At 68.8% G+C, this 19,912-nt stretch carries 15 protein-coding genes and 1 pseudogene; 8 read left to right on the forward strand and 8 right to left on the reverse strand.

The window, feature by feature from the left end; translation table 11 throughout:
• Positions 1-181 precede the first annotated feature (181 nt).
• Positions 182-415 carry a hypothetical protein gene (locus ACZ4XJ_RS27340; RefSeq protein WP_468497744.1) on the forward strand — a complete coding sequence of 78 codons (234 nt, stop codon included), beginning with the start codon at positions 182-184 and terminating at the stop codon, positions 413-415.
• A 186-nt stretch (positions 416-601) separates the two neighbouring features.
• Here ACZ4XJ_RS27340 and ACZ4XJ_RS27345 read toward each other — a convergent pair whose 3' ends face one another.
• Positions 602-1,030, reverse strand: coding sequence for a hypothetical protein (locus ACZ4XJ_RS27345; protein ID WP_468497745.1), 429 nt, complete (start codon positions 1,028-1,030; stop codon positions 602-604).
• 745 nt (positions 1,031-1,775) lie between these two features.
• Between ACZ4XJ_RS27345 and ACZ4XJ_RS27350 the strand changes: the two genes are divergently transcribed.
• The 7 genes from ACZ4XJ_RS27350 to ACZ4XJ_RS27380 all read left to right on the forward strand — a co-directional run bounded on the left by ACZ4XJ_RS27350 (position 1,776) and on the right by ACZ4XJ_RS27380 (position 9,822).
• Positions 1,776-2,864, forward strand: coding sequence for a tyrosine-type recombinase/integrase (locus ACZ4XJ_RS27350; protein WP_468497746.1), 1,089 nt, complete (start codon positions 1,776-1,778; stop codon positions 2,862-2,864).
• 137 nt (positions 2,865-3,001) lie between these two features.
• Positions 3,002-3,379, forward strand: coding sequence for a GIY-YIG nuclease family protein (locus ACZ4XJ_RS27355; protein WP_468497747.1), 378 nt, complete (start codon positions 3,002-3,004; stop codon positions 3,377-3,379).
• A gap of 252 nt (positions 3,380-3,631) precedes the next feature.
• Positions 3,632-4,186, forward strand: a complete 555-nt coding sequence (locus ACZ4XJ_RS27360) for a hypothetical protein (RefSeq protein ID WP_468497748.1) — start codon at positions 3,632-3,634, stop codon at positions 4,184-4,186.
• 89 nt (positions 4,187-4,275) lie between these two features.
• Positions 4,276-4,605, forward strand: coding sequence for a hypothetical protein (locus ACZ4XJ_RS27365; protein ID WP_468497749.1), 330 nt, complete (start codon positions 4,276-4,278; stop codon positions 4,603-4,605).
• Between the two features lie 224 nt (positions 4,606-4,829).
• Positions 4,830-5,774, forward strand: coding sequence for a CehA/McbA family metallohydrolase (locus tag ACZ4XJ_RS27370; RefSeq protein ID WP_468497750.1), 945 nt, complete (start codon positions 4,830-4,832; stop codon positions 5,772-5,774).
• Entirely contained in the window at positions 5,771-6,385 is a 615-nt protein-coding gene (locus ACZ4XJ_RS27375; protein WP_468497751.1) for a hypothetical protein, read from the forward strand. Before ACZ4XJ_RS27370 ends, ACZ4XJ_RS27375 begins: the two co-directional genes overlap by 4 nt.
• 80 nt (positions 6,386-6,465) lie before the next feature.
• On the forward strand, positions 6,466-9,822 hold the full coding sequence (locus tag ACZ4XJ_RS27380; RefSeq protein ID WP_468497752.1) for an NUDIX domain-containing protein: 3,357 nt from the start codon (positions 6,466-6,468) through the stop codon (positions 9,820-9,822).
• An 853-nt stretch (positions 9,823-10,675) separates the two neighbouring features.
• Here ACZ4XJ_RS27380 and tgmC read toward each other — a convergent pair.
• The 7 genes and pseudogenes from tgmC to ACZ4XJ_RS27415 form a co-directional block, all read right to left on the reverse strand.
• A pseudogene (gene tgmC, locus ACZ4XJ_RS27385) lies at positions 10,676-11,874 on the reverse strand (ATP-grasp peptide maturase system methyltransferase).
• A 380-nt stretch (positions 11,875-12,254) separates the two neighbouring features.
• On the reverse strand, positions 12,255-12,839 hold the full coding sequence (locus ACZ4XJ_RS27390; RefSeq protein WP_468497753.1) for a DUF4913 domain-containing protein: 585 nt from the start codon (positions 12,837-12,839) through the stop codon (positions 12,255-12,257).
• Complete coding sequence (locus tag ACZ4XJ_RS27395; protein ID WP_468497754.1) at positions 12,832-14,568, reverse strand: type IV secretory system conjugative DNA transfer family protein; 1,737 nt, start codon at positions 14,566-14,568, stop codon at positions 12,832-12,834. The genes ACZ4XJ_RS27390 and ACZ4XJ_RS27395 overlap by 8 nt, the downstream gene beginning before the upstream one ends.
• Positions 14,565-16,160, reverse strand: coding sequence for an ATP-binding protein (locus tag ACZ4XJ_RS27400; protein ID WP_468497755.1), 1,596 nt, complete (start codon positions 16,158-16,160; stop codon positions 14,565-14,567). The genes ACZ4XJ_RS27395 and ACZ4XJ_RS27400 overlap by 4 nt, the downstream gene beginning before the upstream one ends.
• Before the next feature lie 7 nt (positions 16,161-16,167).
• A complete protein-coding gene (locus ACZ4XJ_RS27405) occupies positions 16,168-17,619 on the reverse strand; it encodes an SCO6880 family protein (RefSeq protein WP_468497756.1) in 1,452 nt (483 codons plus the stop codon).
• On the reverse strand, positions 17,619-19,133 hold the full coding sequence (locus ACZ4XJ_RS27410) for a hypothetical protein (protein WP_468497757.1): 1,515 nt from the start codon (positions 19,131-19,133) through the stop codon (positions 17,619-17,621). The genes ACZ4XJ_RS27405 and ACZ4XJ_RS27410 overlap by 1 nt, the downstream gene beginning before the upstream one ends.
• Positions 19,106-19,912 (reverse strand): hypothetical protein, encoded by an 807-nt coding sequence (locus ACZ4XJ_RS27415; RefSeq protein WP_468497758.1) that lies wholly within the window; start codon positions 19,910-19,912, stop codon positions 19,106-19,108. Before ACZ4XJ_RS27415 ends, ACZ4XJ_RS27410 begins: the two co-directional genes overlap by 28 nt.

The following is a 19,912-nucleotide window of genomic DNA, read 5'->3' on the forward strand; positions in this document are numbered from 1 at the left end:
CCCCGAACCCGACGGCGGCCGGCGTCCAGGAGTTCCGTCCTTAGGCAGCTCCCAGGTGGCGCAGTAGAGCCCCGCCCCGAGCGGTGCGGGGCTCTAGGGGTCCGAGGAGGAACCGCCCAGGAAACCGGTGTTGCTGTTAGATGTTTTGACAGGCCATGATCCAAGTCGACAGGGTCGGCGGATGAGCGAGGGGGCCGTGAACTGGCGCGGCCACGCCGCCCGGGCCCTCACCGAGCAGCAGCGCCGACAGGTCCTCGCCGAGAAGCACCCCAACGTCCACAGGACTGAGGTCCTCGCGCAGAAGGTGGCCGCCCAGGCCAAGCAGCGACAGAAGGCAGTGGCACCCCGCCCCGCGGCCTCACGGGCCGCCGCGGTGACTCCGCCGCAGCAGCGGGGGCCACGGGCGAGGTACTGAGGCCGGTCCGGGGACGGCGGTGTCGGGCAGGTTTTGCCGCCGTCCCCGGTCAGTACGCCGTATGGAGCCGAGGTAGCCCGGTCAAGGAGGGTACTGGCTCTGTTTATGAAAACCACTCTGGCTAAACATCTGCCATGATGATTGGCCCGGCCGTGAACGCCTATTCCGCATTCCCTGCGGAAAGAGCTAAAGCTTGACCTGCACATAGGCGATTGACGACGTCGGCCACTGGTCCCCCGTGGAAGGGGCACTCGTTGAACCACCGCCCGAGTTCGAGGCCCGGTAGGTCCACGCCTTGGTGGCCTTAACTGTGACCGTGGGAGTCCGGCAAGTCTTGGCATAGGTGCAAGCCTTGCCGCTAGTCTTAAACGTCACACCATTGTTTCCGGACAGTGCAATGGTGGGACGGGCGATCACAATCGCGTTGTCGCAGTTCACCTGGCCGTATGCGTACATTTTGTCTCCGGCGTTCCACAGGAACACATAGTTCGTGCAGCCGCTGTACTTCGCACCGGAATCCGTGAACACGGTGCCCGCGTGGGCTGTACCGCCAGACATGAGAGCGACCGCAAGGGCGGTCGTAGCGAGACCGAGGCCACGTAAAATTGCTTTCATGATGCCTCCCTTGTGACGGGCAAATCACCCGCCCTCACCAGCCCGATCGGAGGTGATCGAGTTGTGGTATTGCGAAAACTTACCGAGTGTTAATGATGTCCGCAACGAAATTGAGGAAAACTTGAGCGCCATCCGCAAGGGAAAGCGGAGATACGCATTCCGATTTTGCAGAATCGTCGCCAGTGCCGCAAATTCCGGACCGACGCACTTCGCCGCGAACCTCAGCAATGCCACGGACCGGTGTGCTAGCCGAACATGATCGTTCTCACCGGGATTTCCTGCACGTCGACTACTCACACCCGGAAGTGCGGAAGGAGGCGGAGCGCGCCCGGCAACGGCCCCGGGAGGCCGTTCACGGCCGGTTACCCGTGACGTCGGATTGCGGCAGTCCGGGCCGGCGCGCCGGGTCGGCAGCTCCTCAGCCCTGGCGGGCTTGCGGTGCCCCGCCGGGATGATCGCTCGCCGTCGGCGACTGCGGGCCGGACGTGTGTGAGGGAGATGGAAGCGTGGCCGGGGTCGGAGGTGGCGCGGGTGGCCACCGGCCGTGCTTCGTCGGCGAGCCGAGCGTCGGGGCTCGCGTTCGGTGGCGAAGGTTCGAACGGGCCCGCAAGGTCGGTCGCGCGGTATCTGTCAGCCAGGGAATGACGTTCAGCGTGCCAGGATGAAACCACAGGATAATTACAGTTATCCTGTGGGTATTCTGACGCCCGATCAGGATGTAGTGGAATCAGGTGAATCGCCCGACATGCCGGGTTCGAAAGTTGCCCGCTCGCCTCGCTCGACGCTCACGACCCTCCGGCACGACCCCCGCGCTCTGTGGCCGGAGCACGCGCGGAAGCTGTACGACTACCTCCTCGCCATCTACGGCGAAGACGACGTGCTGCCGACGCTCGCCGCGGCTTGGATCGCCCACCAGCGATCGGCCAACACCCAGAAGTCCTACGCCCGCGGCTTCCGCGTCTTCGAAGAGTTCACGCGGGAGCACGGCACGCACCCGATGGCCGTGAAGTTCGTCCTCGCCGACACCTTCCGAATGCACCTGGAGACCTCGCCGACGTGGGTGCGCGTCAAGGGCGGCCAGCGGGGCGAGATGGTCCGGACCGGCAAGCCGTACTCCGATGCCTCGCGCAAGAACGCACTGTCGGCGGCCTCATCGTTCTACGTCTACCTGGACAAGGTCAGCGACGAGGGGGTGAAGAACCCATTCGACGCGGTCCAGCGGCCGTATGTCGACCCGACCTATTCACCCACGCCCGGCTACACCGAAGCCGAGTGGGCACGCTTCGTGGCCACCGCGCGCGACGAGCACCGCGTAGCCGCGTACCGCAAGCGCGCGTACGCCCTGCTGCTCATCCTCTACACCTGCTGCCTGCGCATCGACTCCCTGCTCCACGCCCGCGTGGAAGACCTCGGCTACGACAAGGGGCACCACGTGCTGCTCCTGGAGAAGGTCAAAGGAGGCGGCCGCAAGAAGAAGCCGATCCCTCCGGTGGCCTGGGACGCCCTCCAGGACTACCTCGACGGCCGGACGGCCGGCTGGCTGTTCTGTACAGCATCCGGCGCCCAGCTCGACGAACCGGCCGTGTGGCGGCTCCTCCAGTCCCTGGCCAAGCGCGCCGGGCTCCCGCTGCGCGGCCCGCACGGCGTGAAAGGTGACGCCGTCACCCACGCCCTGGCGAAGCCGGACGCCCGGCCGGACAAGGTCCAACAGTGGGCCGACCACAAGGACTCCCGCACCACCCAGCTCTACAACCGGCGCAGGGAACACCTTGACGACAGCCCCGGCTACGGCCTGGCCGCCGATGTCGCCGGTGCATTGGCTTATGGGGCCTGACGCCAGGTAAGGCGTACCGAGGACGGATCGCCAGCTCAGTCCTTACACCGGTCTTGATCTCCATTCAAACTGTCACAGGCAGCAACTAGTGTCGCCACCATGTTGAGCTCCGGCACCGTCCAGACCTACCTCAAGCGATGGACGGACACGACGCCGTCAAGATCGGTCGGACCAACCAACCTCCATTACAGCGGCTTGCAGCCCTGCAAACCGGAAACCCCAGCCGCCTGGAAGTCGTACTCACCGTGGACGGCGATTGGGAGGGGACGCTGCACCATGCGCTCCGCGAGTCCCGGCTGTCAGGCGAATGGTTCTGGCTTCCCGGCCCCGACAGGTTCCAGGTCATCGCTCTGATACTTGCCTGGGCTGAAGCCCCCGAGCCAAAGAGATGGCCTACGGAGTTCACCTACGGCGGTTGGAACTGGGAATCGGCGACCAAGTTCGTGGATGAGGGCTGGGGCCCTGACTGGCTCCAAGACCCCGCCGGACGGGGTTCTGACCGAATAACGGCTTAGCTGCGTCGAGTGCCGCCCGCGAGTTCGTCTACGCAGGGATCTGTGGCCAGGCAGCAGCACATCTCCAGCTCAGGGCGTCTATCGGCACGGAGACCGCACCTTATCCGAGGCGATAAGCGTGCCGCGCCCCATCGCCCGATCCGATGGAGAAATCTCGCTGGATTCTCCAAATTCCACACCGGAGCGAGGCGTGGCGGGCCATACTTGACATGAAGAACCCGGAGAACCGGGTAAGAATCCTCCGGAGCCGCCATGAAGATCACCATCGAGGGCGTGGACGAGGCCTTCGCCGAGAAACTCGTCGCCCTCGCCGCCGCGCACCGGGCCGAGCTCACTGTCACGACCGTCAACACCGGCTGGACCGCCGACCGGGCCGAGCGCTACCTCCGCGCCCTGACCGCCGGCGCCCGCCGGTTCGCCGAGATGGTCGTCATCGACGGAAACGGCCACATCGACGCCGACCGGCTGCGCAGCACGATCGGCAAGCTCAACGGCCCGACCGTCGCCCTGTCCCGCACGATCCCGCGCGGAGTCCGCGAGGGCTGGTGGCCCGAGGGGATCAGCGCGCCGATCAGCCCGGTATGGGACCCGGACAACCCCAGCTGGCACAAGAACATCGCCTACCAGATGGACCGGGAGCACGTCCCGGTCTTCCGAGACGCCTTCGCCCGTCTGGGCGTTGCCCCCACCCCGGTCTCATGGGGCGGCGACGACGTGCCGTCCGCGTTCGACCCGCCCCCGGGCTGGGGACCCGATGACGACGTACCCCGCGTCATGTTTGACGATCCCGGCCAAGAGCCCGGGTGAGAAGGGGGTTGCGCGGCTAACCCCGCCGTCCTCCACAGTCGGCGCGGCCCGCTAGACGAGCGGACCACACCGACCGCGAAAGGCCCCTCGTGTTACCCGAACTGTTCACCGAGATCCTGTCCGGCGCTCTCATCACCACCTCCTCCACCGCACTGCTGGCCGGAGCCGCCACCGTCCCCCGCCGACTACTGAACCGCTGGACCGCAGCCGGTCAAGGTCTCGCGTCAGCTGCCCCGTTGGAGTGCGCACGCACGCTCCGCCGGTACACCCTGCTGCGCACCTGCGGCCCGGGCCAGTACGACACCACCCGGCCCAGCGGCACCGTCATCACCCACCACATCGACGGACGCACGCAGCGCTTCGAGCTCACCGACGTCCCGCTCGGCGACGGCACCTACGCCGCCGAGCCCATCGACTGACCGAAGGAGGGCAAACCAGTTGAGCACCAGCCATCCGCCGGCCGGGCCGCCGGACGCCGCCAGGATCACGGGTACGGAGCCGCACCCGGCCCCCGCAGCTGGGCGGTGCACCTGCACACGGCGGCCCTGGCCGAAGTCGACCGGCTCAGGAACCTCGAAACGGTCCCTGCCCGCCAGCAGGCCCGATCTTCTCCCGGTCCCCAACCCCCGAGGTGCGACGACTCATGCTCATGACTGATCTGCCGTTCGATCAGCCCGGCCGGTTCTGGCGCGGGAACCTGCACACCCATTCCAACCAGTCCGACGGGGCGCTCTCACCCGCGGAAGTGACGCAGCGCTATCAGGAGGCCGGCTACGACTTCCTGGCCGTCACCGATCACTTCCGGGCCGAGTACGGATTCCCGCTGACGGACACCCGGCAGCTGCGTACACCGGGATTCACCACACTGCTCGGAGCTGAGCTACACGCCCCGCGTACCGAGGCCGGGCCGAAGTGGCACATCGTCGCGGTGGGGCTACCCCTCGGCTTCGCCCCTCCCGAGCCGGGCGAGAGCGGACCGGAGCTGGCGCGCCGGGCACGGGCGGCGGGTGCGTTCATCGGCATGGCCCACCCGGCGGCTTCGCTGCTCACCACCGCCGATGCCGAGAGTCTGGACGCCGCCCATGCAGTCGAGGTGTACAACGCACTCGCGGAGCGCGAGCACCGGGGCGACAGCTGGCACCTGACCGACGTCCTCCTCAACCGTGGACATCGGCTGAACGCATACGCTGCCGACGACGCCCACTTCCAGCCCCAGGATCCGCCTGGCTGCGTGGCCTGGGTCCAGGTGCGCGCCAAGTCCCTCGACCCGGAAGCACTCCTGTCGGCCCTGAAGACCGGTCACTACTACTCCAGCACCGGCCCCGAGCTGCACGACATCAGGCTCGACGACGGCCTGATCACGGTGCGCTCTTCGCCCGTGAGCAAAATACTGATCACCGGTGGCGCTCCGGGCCTCCAGGTCGTCGAGGGCGAGGCGCTGACGGAGTGCTCCCTGCCCGTGACCATGTTCGGGCAGGGGTTCTGCCGGGTCACCGTCGAAGACGCCGCCGGAGGGCAGGCCTGGAGCAATCCGATCCATCTCACAGCAAATTCGGCTGTGCCGGCCCGGGTGCAGAAGCGATCATGAAACCTCACGTTGCCGTCGACCCTCAGAAGGGACCCTTCTTCATGCTGTGGCCCGCGCTCCGCGCGCTCTCCCACGGGGAGCTGACATCCGACCAGCAGCGTTGGCTGCTCGGCACGTTCCTGCTCGACGCGACGCCCCGTAGCGAGGGGCCCGGAGCGGCGGAGAGCATCGCGCACCGCTCCTTCACCGATGACAACGGCACCCGCCTCGTCCTGGACGTCGCACGGATCGGCAAGTCCGGTTGGGTGTTCACCTTGTTCTACCCGGGAGAACGGCCCTCCGCCGGCACCGTCGAAGACCACCGGGTGCTGTTCCGCGCGGCCATCGACCGGCTCGGCCTCACCACCGTCGAGATCACCCCCGCCGCCACCGCCGACGAGGTCCTGGTCCCGTCTCTGGAACCGTCCGGCGACGCCGAGTCCGCCTTCGGCTCCCACTGGGACCTGCCGTACGACGACCTTGACCGGGTGTGGCCTCATGTCGGACTGCGTGAGGACGCTCCGCGGGAGGTCAAGGAGGTCAAGCTGCGCGAGCTGATGCGGACCCCGGCCTGGTCCGCCGCCCCCACGGCTCTGCGGCTCCAGGCCGAGGAGTTTCTGCGCGGTGAATGACCCCGCCGCCGCCGGGGCCCCGGCCCAGAGGGACGGCCGGCAACGGCACCACGTATCGAAACGAGCAGACCGGGGCTGCGATGAGTGAGCAGTTGGGCAATGAGACGTCCGGGACAGAAGCCGGAACCACCACGCTGCCCGCGATGGCGGGTGACGGCTGGGTGAACTGTGCTCAGGGCCATGGACACTGGGGCCAGTTCGGTGCCGCCGGGATGCTGCCCGTCCACCGCGGCACGGACGGCGAGGGGTACGTGCTCCTGCACCACAGGGACACGGACACCGACCACGGGGACACGTGGTCGCTGCTCGGAGGCGCCCGCGACAGCAACGAGTCCGCAGCCGAGGCCGCGATCCGTGAAGCAGTTGAGGAGAGCGATTTCGATCCCGCCCGGGCCCGCGTAGAGCGAGTCGTACGGGACGACCACGGCGGCTGGTCGTATGACACCGTGATCGTTTCGGTCGACCGGCGAATGGCTGTCCGGCCTGTCGAGGGCGAGTCCCTGGCCCTCGCCTGGGTCCCCCTTTCCCAGGTCCCGGACATCAACCTCCATCCCGGCTTCGCCGCGAGCTGGCCGAAGGTCCGTCCTGCGCTCGACTCAGTGCTGAACGGTGAGCCATTCACACCCCGAACCGCGTCGACCGACGTCACGTCGCTGCCCGCGCACCCCGTCACCGGCGCGCACGTGATCGCCTGCGAGGCGCTCGGCCACGGTGTTGGGATCACACAAAGAGAGCTGGTCACCTTCGACGACGGCACCCGCGCCGTCTACGAGGAGCACGCGCGGGCCGAGGACCTGGTGAACAGACTGCTCGACGCCTACGTCGGCCGCGCAGTGGGCTCTCGCGTTCCGCTGTCCCACCCGATCGGCCCGCGTACGGTCTACACCGATCACATGCCTGGTGAACCGGCCTCCGCCCGCCACCAGGACCTGGCCGAGCTGGCGGAGCGAGGGGCGGCAGGGACCCGCGACGGTGTGTTCCTCGGCCTGCACCACGCGCTGACCGCAACCCACGGCTTCACCATCTCCCAACTCGCACTCGGGGAGCAGCAGAGCCTGATCACGGTCGATGACGGTGCCACGTCCCGCGCCCTCCTCCCGGACCCGGCGAACCCGTTCGTCACCACCTTCTTCCAACAAGCCGAACCGCACGTGTTCTCCTGGGTGGACAATCCGGTTCCTCCCGGCGACATCGAGATCATGCGTCGCCACCTCGACGGTCTGCGACCCCTGTTCGAGCACGTTGCCCGGCCCGAGCTCCATGGCACGGTCATGGAACGGTTCGGCCAGATTGCTGAACACGCGACCGGAACCGGGGCACTGCTGCCCCGGCCGCCCGGTCACCACGTCGCACTGCCCGCGCCGGCACCAGAGCGACACCACCCGCTGCCCCCACCAGTGGGCTCGCAGGCACGGGCCGACCTGCTCCGGGTCGGCGAGGCGCTGCTGACCGGCAACGGCCGGATCAACAGCACACCCCAGGCCAAGACCATCGCGATCCGGGCCATCGCCGAACGGATGCGATCGCCCACGCCCGAGCTCGTCCTCGCGGCGATGGGCCTGAACATCGGCAACGACATGGCGGACCATCTGGGCGACGGCAGCTACGTGCTGGTCCCGCACAACGAGCAGTACCCCTCCATGGGGGCCGATGTCCTTCACATCGATGAACTCGACGCGGGCAATCCCCGGCACGCCCCGGACATGGCGGTGCCCATGGACGGCCCGCAGGCCGACACCCTGGTCCGTATGATCGCGGTCAGTGAGCTGATGGGGTCATGGTCGTACGGCTCCAACAACAACGTACGCGTGCTCGCGCTGCAGCAGGCCACCCGTGAGGAGTTCGGCCTCACCGAAATGCTGGAATGGCGGATGGACCCCAAGACCCGCTTCGCCGTCGACCTCGAACTCAGCTACAACCGCGACGCGCTGCGGGAGTTCCTGCGCACCCAGTACGAGATGACCCAGGAGGCCCTCGCCGCACACGGCATCACCGAAGTGATGTCCTACCGGGCGATGAGCTGGCCGGAGGGAGCCGGACAGCCGGACTGGGCGGGCCTGGACGTCGGGGAAACCTTCGAGGTCCGCCAGAGGCCGCTGGCGAGCTGGTCCGCAGACCGTCAGATCGTGGCCGACTGGCTGGAGCAGCGTGGCGGGGGCGGCGTGGTCCTGGCCGACCTCAAGCCCGCCGAGGACATCCTGTCCCTCCCCATGACCGGGATGGGCTATTTCGGGCAGAAGGAGTGGGTCACGCTGCCGGGCGACAGCCTGGTCACGCTCGACGGCGTCTTCGCCGCCGGACCCCCGGCCCCTGCCATGGAACAGACAGCGGCGAGCAGCGTCGCACTCGGTGCCCCCGTTCTGGCCGACGCCGAAGAACCGGAGAACGTCGTGCAGGAAAGTACGGCCCAGGTCCCCGATGAACCCGGCTCCCGGTGGCAGCCTCTTACGATCACGGCGGAGCTCGATCCCGCCGATCCGTTCGACCGCCGCATCGCCCGGATACTGGAGGGCGAGGAGGAGTTCCCGGACTGGTGGCCCCATGACGACTCCGGCTACGCCATCACCCAGCGCGACCTGGACTTCCTCGGCATCAACCCGGTCCAGGTCAAATGGCTGCTCAATGGTGAGGCTCCCATGGGGATGACACCGGAGCTCTACCAAGGGTTCCGCACGGAGATGCTGGAGGCACTGGGGCAGGACGGCATCGAGGCATCCCAGGTCGACATCCGTCTCAAGGGCACCGGCGCAGACTTCTTTTCCGGCCTCCACAAGACACTGCCTCGCGAGGAGGATCTGGCGGCCGGCAATCCGGAGGCGGCGCAACGCCTCCGGGAATGGCTCGGCAGCGACCAGGACCGCCCTGTGCGCCGCCCCTACGACTTGATGTGGCGCCTCGGCGCCGAACCTGAGCCCAGCGACTTCGACCTCGATATCAACAGCACCGCGATCGTCCGGGCCGCACGTGAACACTGGAACGCCCACCACTCCGACCGGTATCCGGGCGACTTCATGGGCGGGCACGGGTACGTCGAGAAGCAGACGGTGATGGAAGCCTTTCCTGCCCTGGCCGAATGGGCGGGCAGGTGGGAGATGACGCTGGGCAGGCCGATGTCCCTGGGGGTCTTCGAGTCCAGTGGCCCCTTCGACGCGACCCAGCTCGGCCGTACCCTCTCCTCTCACTTCCGCGCCACCGACTGGATCATCCACAGCAGTGACTCCGTCACGGCTGCTCGCCAACACGGGGACGACCAGAAGGGCACACGGCCTTTCGCAGGCCCGGCCGCGTCCCGGCGAGTCGACGCGAACGCGGCGCGGGCCCGATCTACCACGACACGCCGTCGCCCCGCGCCGAAGAGCGGTCCGGATGTCCCGCCGGGAGCGGGCGGCGGGCCGCACCACACGCCTCCCGAGCGTGGGCGCGGACGGGGCAAGTAACCCGAGTGACAACACCCCACCAGGCCACCCTGGTGGCCCGCGCCCCCGGCGCGCTGGCACCTGGCGTCGAAGCCGTCCTCACACGCGGCCCGGCTCTGTGTCACCAGTGAAGGTGACGCGGGGCAGGGCTGCTGGCGAGATGCTCACGAGCACCTCGCCGGCAGCTAGCTTTCGGACGCCAGCAATTGCCCCAAGGCCGCCTCGACAGCTACCGCACCGGAACGTTCAAGCTACCGCACCAGTACCTGCGCGATCCGGTCCTGAACAAGATCCGCCCTGTACCCGCCGGACCGACCTGATTCCGCGTTCTCGGTGGCCCGCACCAACGCCGAACGACTGCACTCCGAAGGCTTGCTGACCGGTCTCATCGAGATCGACCGCGGGGCCTGGGCGGGGACGCCCGAGCCGGGCCCTCACGCTCCGGCCATGCAGCACCGCAGCGTAGAGGGCGACATAAGTATCAGCAGTACGTCCGCTTCGGCGCCCCGGCCGTCGAGATCAGCCGCACGGCTCAGTCCACGACCGTCCGCAAGCCCCCCGCCGGCGGTTCGCCCCGCAAGCGGAAGGACAGCACCGAGCAGCCGTCGAATCTGCGCCACAAGGGCACTGACCCGGGGCGCCGTCGTGGACCCACCGCGTGACGCCCCTTCGGTGAAGGCAACCCGACCGTTCGGACAGGAGGGGCGCGCTGGCGCCTTCCCGCTGTACATCTGCTTCGGAACTGGCGACATCGACATCCGCGCGACGCCCTAATGGGCGTGCGCGAAGCCGGGGCATCCTGACCGGTTGAAATGCCGGGCGCCCGGCGGGAGTGGTGCTCTCTCCCACCGGACGCCCGAACCGTACGGGCCGGTCAGGGCCGAGGCAGTGGCAGGCCGGGCATCTGCGGGTGCCGCAGATGCTGACCGCCGGCGTAGACGTGCAGGCTGAAGGTCTCCGGCCCCGGCCGGCCGGCTGCGTCATAGGCATCCAGGACGCGCTCGATCCGCTCCCACAGCTTGAGCGGGCCGCCCTCGCGCACTTGCCAACCCCCGTCATACGGAGTGAGAGTGGCGGCGGAGCCGGTGACGATATCAACCAGGTGCACCACCTTGCCCACAGTCGTCAACTGCGCCTCCGGCACAGCGCTCTGGGCGAGGAACCGCAGATGGAACGCCTCCTCGGGGGCGGCGCTGATCCGCTCCGGACTGTGCGGTGTCGTACGAGACATCTCCGGCAGCCCTGCGACCCAGTGGGCGGGGTTGCCGAACACCGGCGCCGCGTGCGTACGCGCCGACATGAACGACACCGTGCCGCCCAGGAGTCGGCCCTCGGCGGTCCCGTCTGCGCCGACCGTGAGGAGGACGCGGGCGTATCCGTAGAGCCAGCCGGAGAGGGTGAGGAGGATCTTCCCGCCCGGCCGGGTCTGCGCGAGCAGGGCCGGGGGCACCGCGCGGAACGAGCAGGCGGCCACGATCCGGTCGAACTTCGCCTCGGGCCAGTACCCGTACAGGCCGTCCGCCACCGCAAGCGTCGGGGTGTAGCCCAGGCTGTACAGGGCGCCTGCGGCCTGGCTGAGCCGGTGAGGGTCGACCTCGATCGAGGTGACGGCGGCGGAGCCGAGACGTTCGCAGGCGAGCGCGGTGGAGTAGCCGGTGCCGGTGCCGATCTCCAGCACCGTGTGCCCCTCGCGGACGTCGGCGTCCGTCCACATCTGCACGACGAGCGAGGGCAGCGTGGAGGACGAGGTCGGGGCCCCTCCGTGGCGTACGGTGGGCTGCTCCCAGTCCGGTTCGTCGCCGTCAAACTGGGTGATCAGCGTGGTGTCGGAGTAGGCGGCGGCCAGCCACCGACCGTAGTCGAGGTCGGTGGTGACCGGCTCCACACCGTCAGGCCCTGCATGTCGCGTTCGTCGGCGGGCAGGTAGAAGCCGGGCACGAACCGGTGGCGCGGCACCGCCTCGACTGCCTGGCGCCAGGCCGGATCGGCAAGGGCGCCGTCCTCGGCGAGGGCCTTGGCCATCGTCTGACGCAGTTGCGTGGCGTCGGTCTCAGGGTCGGCGGGCATCATCATCGAGTACCGCCTCCTTCCTGGGTGAGGGTGTCGGCGAACGCTTCGGTGATGGCCGGCGCGTCCGGGAGCCAGCCCCACTGTCCGTTCGGATCAGGCCATCGGCACGGCACCCGACCTAGCGGCCGCCGCGTCCTGGGCGAACCGGATCACTCCAAAGGACATCCCGGGGCAGTAGGAGCGGTCAGCTCGCAGTCGGCCAGGGGCTACGGCACGTTCCTGTGACCTTCGACCGTGAGCTGTGACACGTGCCCGTGTTCCGGCCCTTCACGGCGGAACACGTGTCGTCACCGCCCCGGCTCCGCGCCCGGCGTTGCCCACCCTTGTGGTCAGCCCCGGCGGCGGGCAGCCGGGTCCGCCTGAGCCCGCCCGACCCGCGCTTGTCAGTCCTCTGCGAGGCGCCAGGCACTGGGCACGATGCCGGGCATGCGGTGGTCAATCTGATGCTCGCCCTTGGTGCAGCCGGCGAACGGGCCGCTGGAGGTGCGCAATTCCCTCAGGCAGGGGTCGAGGTGGTCGCGGTGCCAGGTGGAGGGTCCGAGGTAGCCGGACGTCGTCGGGTCGGTGAGTTCCTGCCATGCCAGCCATACGGCGTGCAGGCGTGCGACGGCGACGGTGTGTTCGAACCACATGGGGCACCAGCGGGCGTCGGCGGACGGCTCCCCCAGGTAGGCGGGTACGAGGACACCTTCCACCCACTCGATCAGAGCGCGCAGCTCGTCGTCGTACTCGGGCGGGTCAAGGAGCAGGATGAGCGGCGGGTACTGCGGCTCATCCTCGTCGGCCTCGTCGGAGCCGGCTTCGTGCGCGTCGTCGGCCGGGTCCCCGCCAGGGTCGTTCCCGGAGCTGTCGGTCAGGGCCTTCAGCTGAGCCGTGAGGGAGTTGACGGTGGCTTTGAGGTCCTCCAGGTCCTGGAAGAGACCGACGGGCACGTCGAAGTCGGGCAGCTCGGGTTCCGGGTCAGCCACGGCGTGCGGCCTTCCGCTCCTCGTAGGCGACGATGGCGCGCTCGGTAATGGCCTTCTCCTCGGCCTTCATCTGGGGGCCGATGTGTGCCAGGAGCTTCTCCGCGTACCAGGGCCGCAGGCCGATCTGGGCGACGGGCATGCCGGTGGCCATCAGCAGGGCGGTGCCCTTCCTCATCGCGCGGATGTCGGCCGGGTCCAGGATCTGCTCGCGCTGCTCGGAGACGCTCTGGCTGTAGCCCTCCTTGGACTTGGAGTAGGAGCCGCGGCCGACGTAGTGGGCTCCGGTGAGGGTGCTGACGTCGGAGGCGAACTTCGCGTCGTCGAGCCCGACACCGATCAGCTTGCGGGTCGCGGCTCCCCACATCGCGTCCATGCCGACCTCTCCCCATGCCCTCACCCCTTGGCGGTAGCTCTGGAGGATGACGTAGGGGGTGATGCCGCGGGAGCCGAGGTGGCTGTAGAGGTCCGGCAGGTCGCCGATCTTGCAGATGTTGGCTGCCTCGTCCAGCACGGCGCGCATCGGCTCGGGCAGGCGTCCGCCCGCCCGTTCGCCCGCCTCGGCGCCGGCGGTGAAGACCGCGTCGGCGAGAGCGGCCACGACGGCCGATGCCGGGCCGCCCTTCTTGCTCAGGAGGTAGAGGGTGTCTTTGCTGGTGGCGAAGGGTTCGGGGTCGAAGCGCGGACGGTGCTCGTCGGGGGTCACCCACGCGAGCACCTTCTCGTCACGGAGCGCGGACATGGCGGTGCGTGCGTTCTGGTAGATGCCCGACTGGGTTTCCTCGGCGATGTTGACCGAGGATTCGACCTGCTCGGCGAGGACGGGTTCGTGGGTGTAGAGCACCCGCATGGGTGCCTTCTCGTTGGGGTCCGAGAGCCACTTCATGACGTCGCGGACGGTGCCGCCGTCCCACCATGCGGCGCGGAAGAGGCCGACCAGGAGGTCGCTGGCGGCCTGGCTCCAAAACGGGTCGCCCTGTTCGCTGGTGATCTGCCCGACGAAGTGGCTGGCCAGCCGTTCAGCGCCTTCCAGGGTTTCCGCCTGGGCGATCATGTCCCACCACATGGCCCGCTCGGTCTGCGCGACGCCCTGGGTGTCGAGGACCCAGGCCTGCCCGACCCGCGAGCGCGAGCGCAGCGTGGCGGCGTACACGTCGGCCTTGTTGGAGGTCATCAGCAGGCTTGCGGGTGCCTCCTCGGCGACGGGGATGGACAGGGAGGTGCTCTTGCCCGCGCGCGGGGCCATGATCGCGAGGTAGGTGTCCTCGTCGGATCCGCGCAGTTCCACGCCGGAGGGAAGGTGGTCGCCCAGGAGCACACCGCGGTCCTTGGCTTCGATCTCCTTGGGTTTGGTGTCCCGCAGGGAGACCCGCAGGCGGGTGGCGGTACGGGCCGCGGGCTTCGGCGTCAGCTCACGGACCTGGTCCAAGGTGGCGAGGCCGGAGCCGTTTCGGTACCAGCGGAAGGCGAGCCGCAGCCCCCACACCACCAGGACGACGACGACGATGTCGAGGAAGCCGGCGCCGATCGCCGACGCGGTGTGGGACTGGGGCCACACCGATGCCCAGTCGGTGGCCATGCGGTAGACGGTCAGCGGGGTGAGCGGGGCAACCTCTTCGCCGGTCAGAACGGCGCCCGCCGCGGCCCCCGCCCAGGAGGCGGCGGACAGCATCACGACGCCGCCGAAGAGGGTGCCCCCGGCCGCCCACGCCTTGTCGTTCTCGGTCATCATCGGCTGCCCCCCGAAGTGCTGGCGCGTCGCTGGTTGGTGTCCGTGCGGTAGAGCCGCTTCTCGGTGCCGGTCAGCTCCAGCGCCGCCGCGATGCCCGGACGGGTACCGATCTTGATCAGGTACTTGCCGCGCCCGGGGTGGCGGGTGCCTTCCTCCTCGACGGGCCGCGCCCCCTCCTCGTCGTCGTAGACGGTGGGGTCGATGTCCAGGCCGGTGGACGTCGCCGACGACCACGAGCCGATCATCATGCGCTCCTGCTCGGTCAGCGACCGCTTGCCGGTGACGCGCCGCAACTCCTCCTCGGACGAAGCCCCGATCACCCACGTGTCACAACGGTCCATCAAACCTCTCGCCTTGGCACGGTCCTGCTCGGTCGGCAGGGCTTCGACGTCGAGCAGGGAGTGCGTCACGTAGATCGTCACGTCGTCCGTGGTCCGGTTCAACCGCGAGATCGCGTCCATCGCGTCGACCAGGCCGGGACCGGACCGCAGCGCCCGCCACATCTCGTCCATCGGGAGGACCAGCTTGCGGTCCATCAGGCCGATCGAGCGGGCCGAGTCGATCGAGGAGTACGTGTACGCCCAGGTGGCGATCATTCCCGCGCTGACGACGTCGTTGCCACGAGCCCGCAGGGCGCTGATGTCCACCGACACCGCGGGTGCGTTGATGTCGAGCGGGGTGGTGGTCGGGCCGTCGAACAGGCCTCGCAGGGGCCCGCCGATGAGGTTGTCGAGCCCGGCGATGACCGAGCGGGTCAGGTCCTGGTAGCGCTCGCCGTCGGCGGTCAGCTTCGTCCGCAGTTCCTCCGGCGCGGCCCGCAGGACGCGTACGACGTCGGAGATGATCGGGTCGCTGCCCGACTCCTGCGCGGCGGAGGCGACATGGACAGCGGTGTCCAGGGCGCTGCGCTCGATCTCGTCCGGCGAGCGCCCCAACCCGTGCTTGGTCGACAGCAGCGCGACCAGGGTTTCCAGTCGACGCCCGTTGAGGACGTCGAGGAGGGACTGGCGCCGGTCGGCCGGTAGGGACTGGACGCGGCCCTTGAGCGGACCGCTGTCGAGGGGGTTGAGACGGCCGATGCCGTCCCCGATGCGGACCACGGACCCGCCGAGCTCCGAGATCAGCGTGGAGTACTCGCCCTTGACGTCACCGGGTACGCACACCATGTGGCCGTACGCCGAGTACACCAGGCAGATCCGCTTGACCAGTGCGCTCTTGCCCGCACCCGGCTGGGACATCACCCACACCCCGGGGTTGGTCGTCAACCTCCCCGTCCAGCCGGACGGATCGACGCACACCAATTCACCGGTCAGCAGGTCACGGCCGATCGGCACGCCGCGCGGCGGTAGTCCGGAGCCGAGGATGAAGGGGTAGATGCCACCGGCCTGGACGGTGGGGCCGGTGTAGACGGTGCCGGTGTCCTCGACCGGGGCACGGCCGCTGAAGCGGCCGCCCCAGCCCAGACGCGGCGCGTACCGGGCCCTGAGCCTTTTGCGTTCCTCGCGCTCCTGACGGGTGGGAGCCTGATCGGCCGCCGCACGGACCATGCGCTTGGGCGTGGTCACCGGCGGCGGCTTGGGCTTGCGTGCCATCGCTCTGCTAGTCCTTCACGAGAGGGTTGTAGCCCAGGGGCAGGCCGGCCGCGAAGACAGCGGCCTGGGCACCGTAGGCAGGACGCATGCGCAGCCCACGGGTGGCCTTCTCCGCACGCTCCAGCTCCTGGCGGGCAGCCGGGAGATCAGCGGTGCGACGCGCGGTCACCGTCACCATGAGCGTCCAGTCGACGACCTGCGCACCGCCGGCCATCTGGGCGGCGGCCTGCTCCGCGCGCCGGGAGTCGGCCCGCTGCGACCACTTCGCCCGGCCCTTGATCTCGGCGGTCGCCTGCTCGCGCTGGTAGGCGTGGCTGATCTCCCGCTCCAGCACGGCCTCGCCCTCGTACGGGTCCAAAACCCTGTAGGCGAGGGTGATCCGCCTCTGAAAACGGCCGGGAGCCAGCAGCGGCAGGAGCACGCTGTAGGGAATGGGGCGGCGCGGCAGCTCGCGCAGCACCCACGACACCGACACCCCGCCGTCGTGCGCGTACTCCTCCCAACCGTCGTCGGCGGCCTGCGGCCCGCACTCCCCCCACGACAGATCCGCAAAATCGGCGTCGCGGGCGTTGAAGACGTCCGGATCGTACGCACTGCGCACCAGACGGCGCAGGTCGATGTCCGTGCAACGGCGTTCGATGTCGGTTCCGGTACCGGACAGGTCGAGCGAGTCGACGACCTTGATGGCCTCCGCGACCTGCTCGGCGAGATCCGTCGGGGGATTCACCGACGCGCTGGGGTCCACCGTCACCGACATCCACGGCGCCACCGAGGCGGTGGCATGCGGAGTGGTCCGCACGAGCTCGTCGATCAGTTGCTTCGCCAATTCCGGCGCGTGCGGGTCCTTGCGGGCCTTGACATCATCACCGAGGGCCTCGCCGGCGCCCGGGGTGATCTGCACCGTCACCGAAGCGCCCTTGATCTGCTCATCGGTGGACATCGAATCGAGCACGGACGCCCAGGTTCGCAAGCTGCTGTGGACGGCCCCGGTGGGCGCCATCAGACTTCCACCGGGAGCCAGCAACGTGCTGATCGTCATCCGTCCCGTCGCCCGGTCGTGCACCACACCGATGTCCCGGCCCGACGTCGGGTCGAAGGCCTTGATCAGGGTGGAGGACGCGCCCACGCCCGGCAGATCCAGCACGTAGGGGTACGGCAGCAACAGACGCCGGTAGGACGTGGCGTCGAACCGGGCCGCCCGCCTCCAGGACAGCTTCGCCCAGTAATAGGCCAGCGCGGACATGCCGTGCCTGCGCGCGGCGGCCAGCCCCAGGCCGGCCGCCGTGATCGGCAGCGTCACCAGCAGTGTGGCCGGTGCCTGCGTGGCGATCAGACCGTCCGCGAGCAGCACCAGCGCGGCGGTGATCGTCGCGCTCTTGGACAGCCCTCCGAGCCCGAATGAATGCCGGGCACGGAAGCCGTCGACCATCAAGGTCTTCGGTACCTCGTGTGCACTCATCAGCTTCCCCCGCCCGCCGTGTCACTTGCACTCTTGATCGTGTTGTTGACGCCGTCGATGACCTCAATGGTCGTGGCCAAGACGACGGCGGCCGGGCCACCCGCGGCAGCCGAGCCCGTGCTCGCGGCCTCGCCCTCGGCGGCTTGTCCGCTCGTCCCGCCGCCACCACCCGGCGGCTTCCGAGGTCCCGGCACAGGGCCCACACCGCCCTCGGGCTCATCGTCGTCACCGCGCTTGCGGTTCCGCTCGACGTACTGGGCGTGCGCCACCGCGCTGGGCGGCCCCGACGGGGGCCCGGACGGCGACGAAGACGAAGAGGAGGAGTCAGGCCCTGACGGCGGTGCCGACGAGCCGTCCTTCTTGCCGCCGCCCGAGAAGAAGCCCGCGGCACCCGCGAGCGCACCGCTCGCGCCACCCCCCGCGGACATACCGCTGCCCACCGCCATACCGAACGGCATGAAGACCTTCATCAGCGGAATGGGCGCGATCAGCGCCAGAAGCAAGGTGACACAGCCGCGCAACCACTCCAGCAGGCCCGGATTCCCGACCTGGGCATACCCGGTGCACATGATGATGGCCAGAAGCGGCTTGTGCGCCACGATGACCAGAACGCTTGTAATCAGTGCGGGCAGCCACTTTCGGAGCGTGTCCCCGCCCACTCGGCCGGCGCCGGCGATCGGCAGCATGAGCGCGAGGATGGGGATGGCCAGCTCCCGCAGAAACATCGAGAGGATCTGAAGGAAGGCGAACGGGATCAACACCGCCGTGACCCCTGCGGCCTGGATCGGATTGGCCAGGTCCTTGGGGACCATCAAGGCCTCCATGTCCTTCCAACCCTCCTTGCCGCTGTAGAAGGTCATGCTCACCAGCCCGCGGGACATCTCGTCTCCGAGCTGAAGCAGCAGCGCGATGAGGCCGACCCCGACGGCGGAGATCAGCATGTTCTCCGCCCACCCGGCCATGGCCCGACCGGCGTGCTTCATCTGCCCGGTCACCGCCATTCGACCCAACTGCCACACGAAGCCACCGGCCGCGACCACCAGCCCCAGCCACGCGAGGGCGCCCGCCAAACCGGTTCTACCGCTCTCCTTGTTCCACAGCCCCGTGGCGTTCAGGTCGATCGACGGGTTGATCAGCATGCTGGTGAAGGACAGCTTCAAGAGCCATTTCGTCACGTCCGTGCACGCTGTGATGAAGTCGCCGAAGATGCTGTCCTGAATCGCCCTCCACGACTCCTTCACCTCCTTGGCGATAACCTTCGCCGTGCCACGGCAGAAGACGTTGCCGCCCACTCCACCGAGGGCCTTCGAGGTCACGTCGAGCAACGACCCCACGGTCGCCCGGCACATCCCATCGACGACAGCTTCACCCACACCTCGGCTGTGGCTGGGTTGTGGTGTGGGGTCATCGGCGAGCGCAGGCGAGGCACTCGCGCCGAGGCCGAGCACGACAACAAGGGCCAGCAGCAGCGATATGAGCCGCCGACTCACGAAGCCTCCCGCAATGCCGTCCACCCAGCCTGATTGAACGCGGCGTCACCGGGAGCGACGATCGCCGGCGCGTCCTGGAGACCGGTTTCCTGCTTGACCCTCTGCGTGGCAGTGGGCGACAGCTTCCAGTCGCCATCCGCCCACTGCGCGGTGTAGAGGTCCCGGAGGTAGGCTCCCGACTCCTGCGCCATTTCTCCGCTGCGCTCAACCGCATTGATCAGCACCCAGATGCTGACTTCGTTCTCCGCTTGCTTGACCACCTTGAAACCCACCGGGGTCATGCGCATGTACGCGCCTGCCGGCAGCTTTCCCGGGCTGCCTCCCATCTGCTTGGCTAGGCGGTCGTCCTGGGACCTGCCGAGCTCCTCCGCCGCCGCGGTCACCTCGGGCTTCTGGTCGGCTTTTGCGAAGTACGAGCGGTAGACCCGAAGCTGCTCCGATACCCCCGACTTCCCGTCACCGACCGCGGTATTGCCGGCCGTCATCATCATGGCGACCGCCCCCTCCTTCGTGTGGGGGAAGCCGACCTTGCTGCCGTGGACGTCGACGGACTGTCCTCGCGGGAGCGCCGCCCACCGTTCCGGCTCGGTCCAGTCCTTCGGCTGCTCGTACGACGCGGCGGGGCTCGGCGGGCCCTGGCTCGCGCCCGGACCGGCTGCCGTAGGCGCCTTGCCCTGTGCAGCCCCCTCCGAGTCCCTGCCGTCCCCGCCGAGCAAGCCGTACCCGGTCAGCGCGAGCACCGCAACGGTCGCGAGACCCGCCAGCCACATGCCCTTGCTGGTCCACGCCTGTGTCCTAGACAT

The sequence above is a fragment of the Streptomyces sp. NPDC029836 genome (assembly GCF_055574495.1).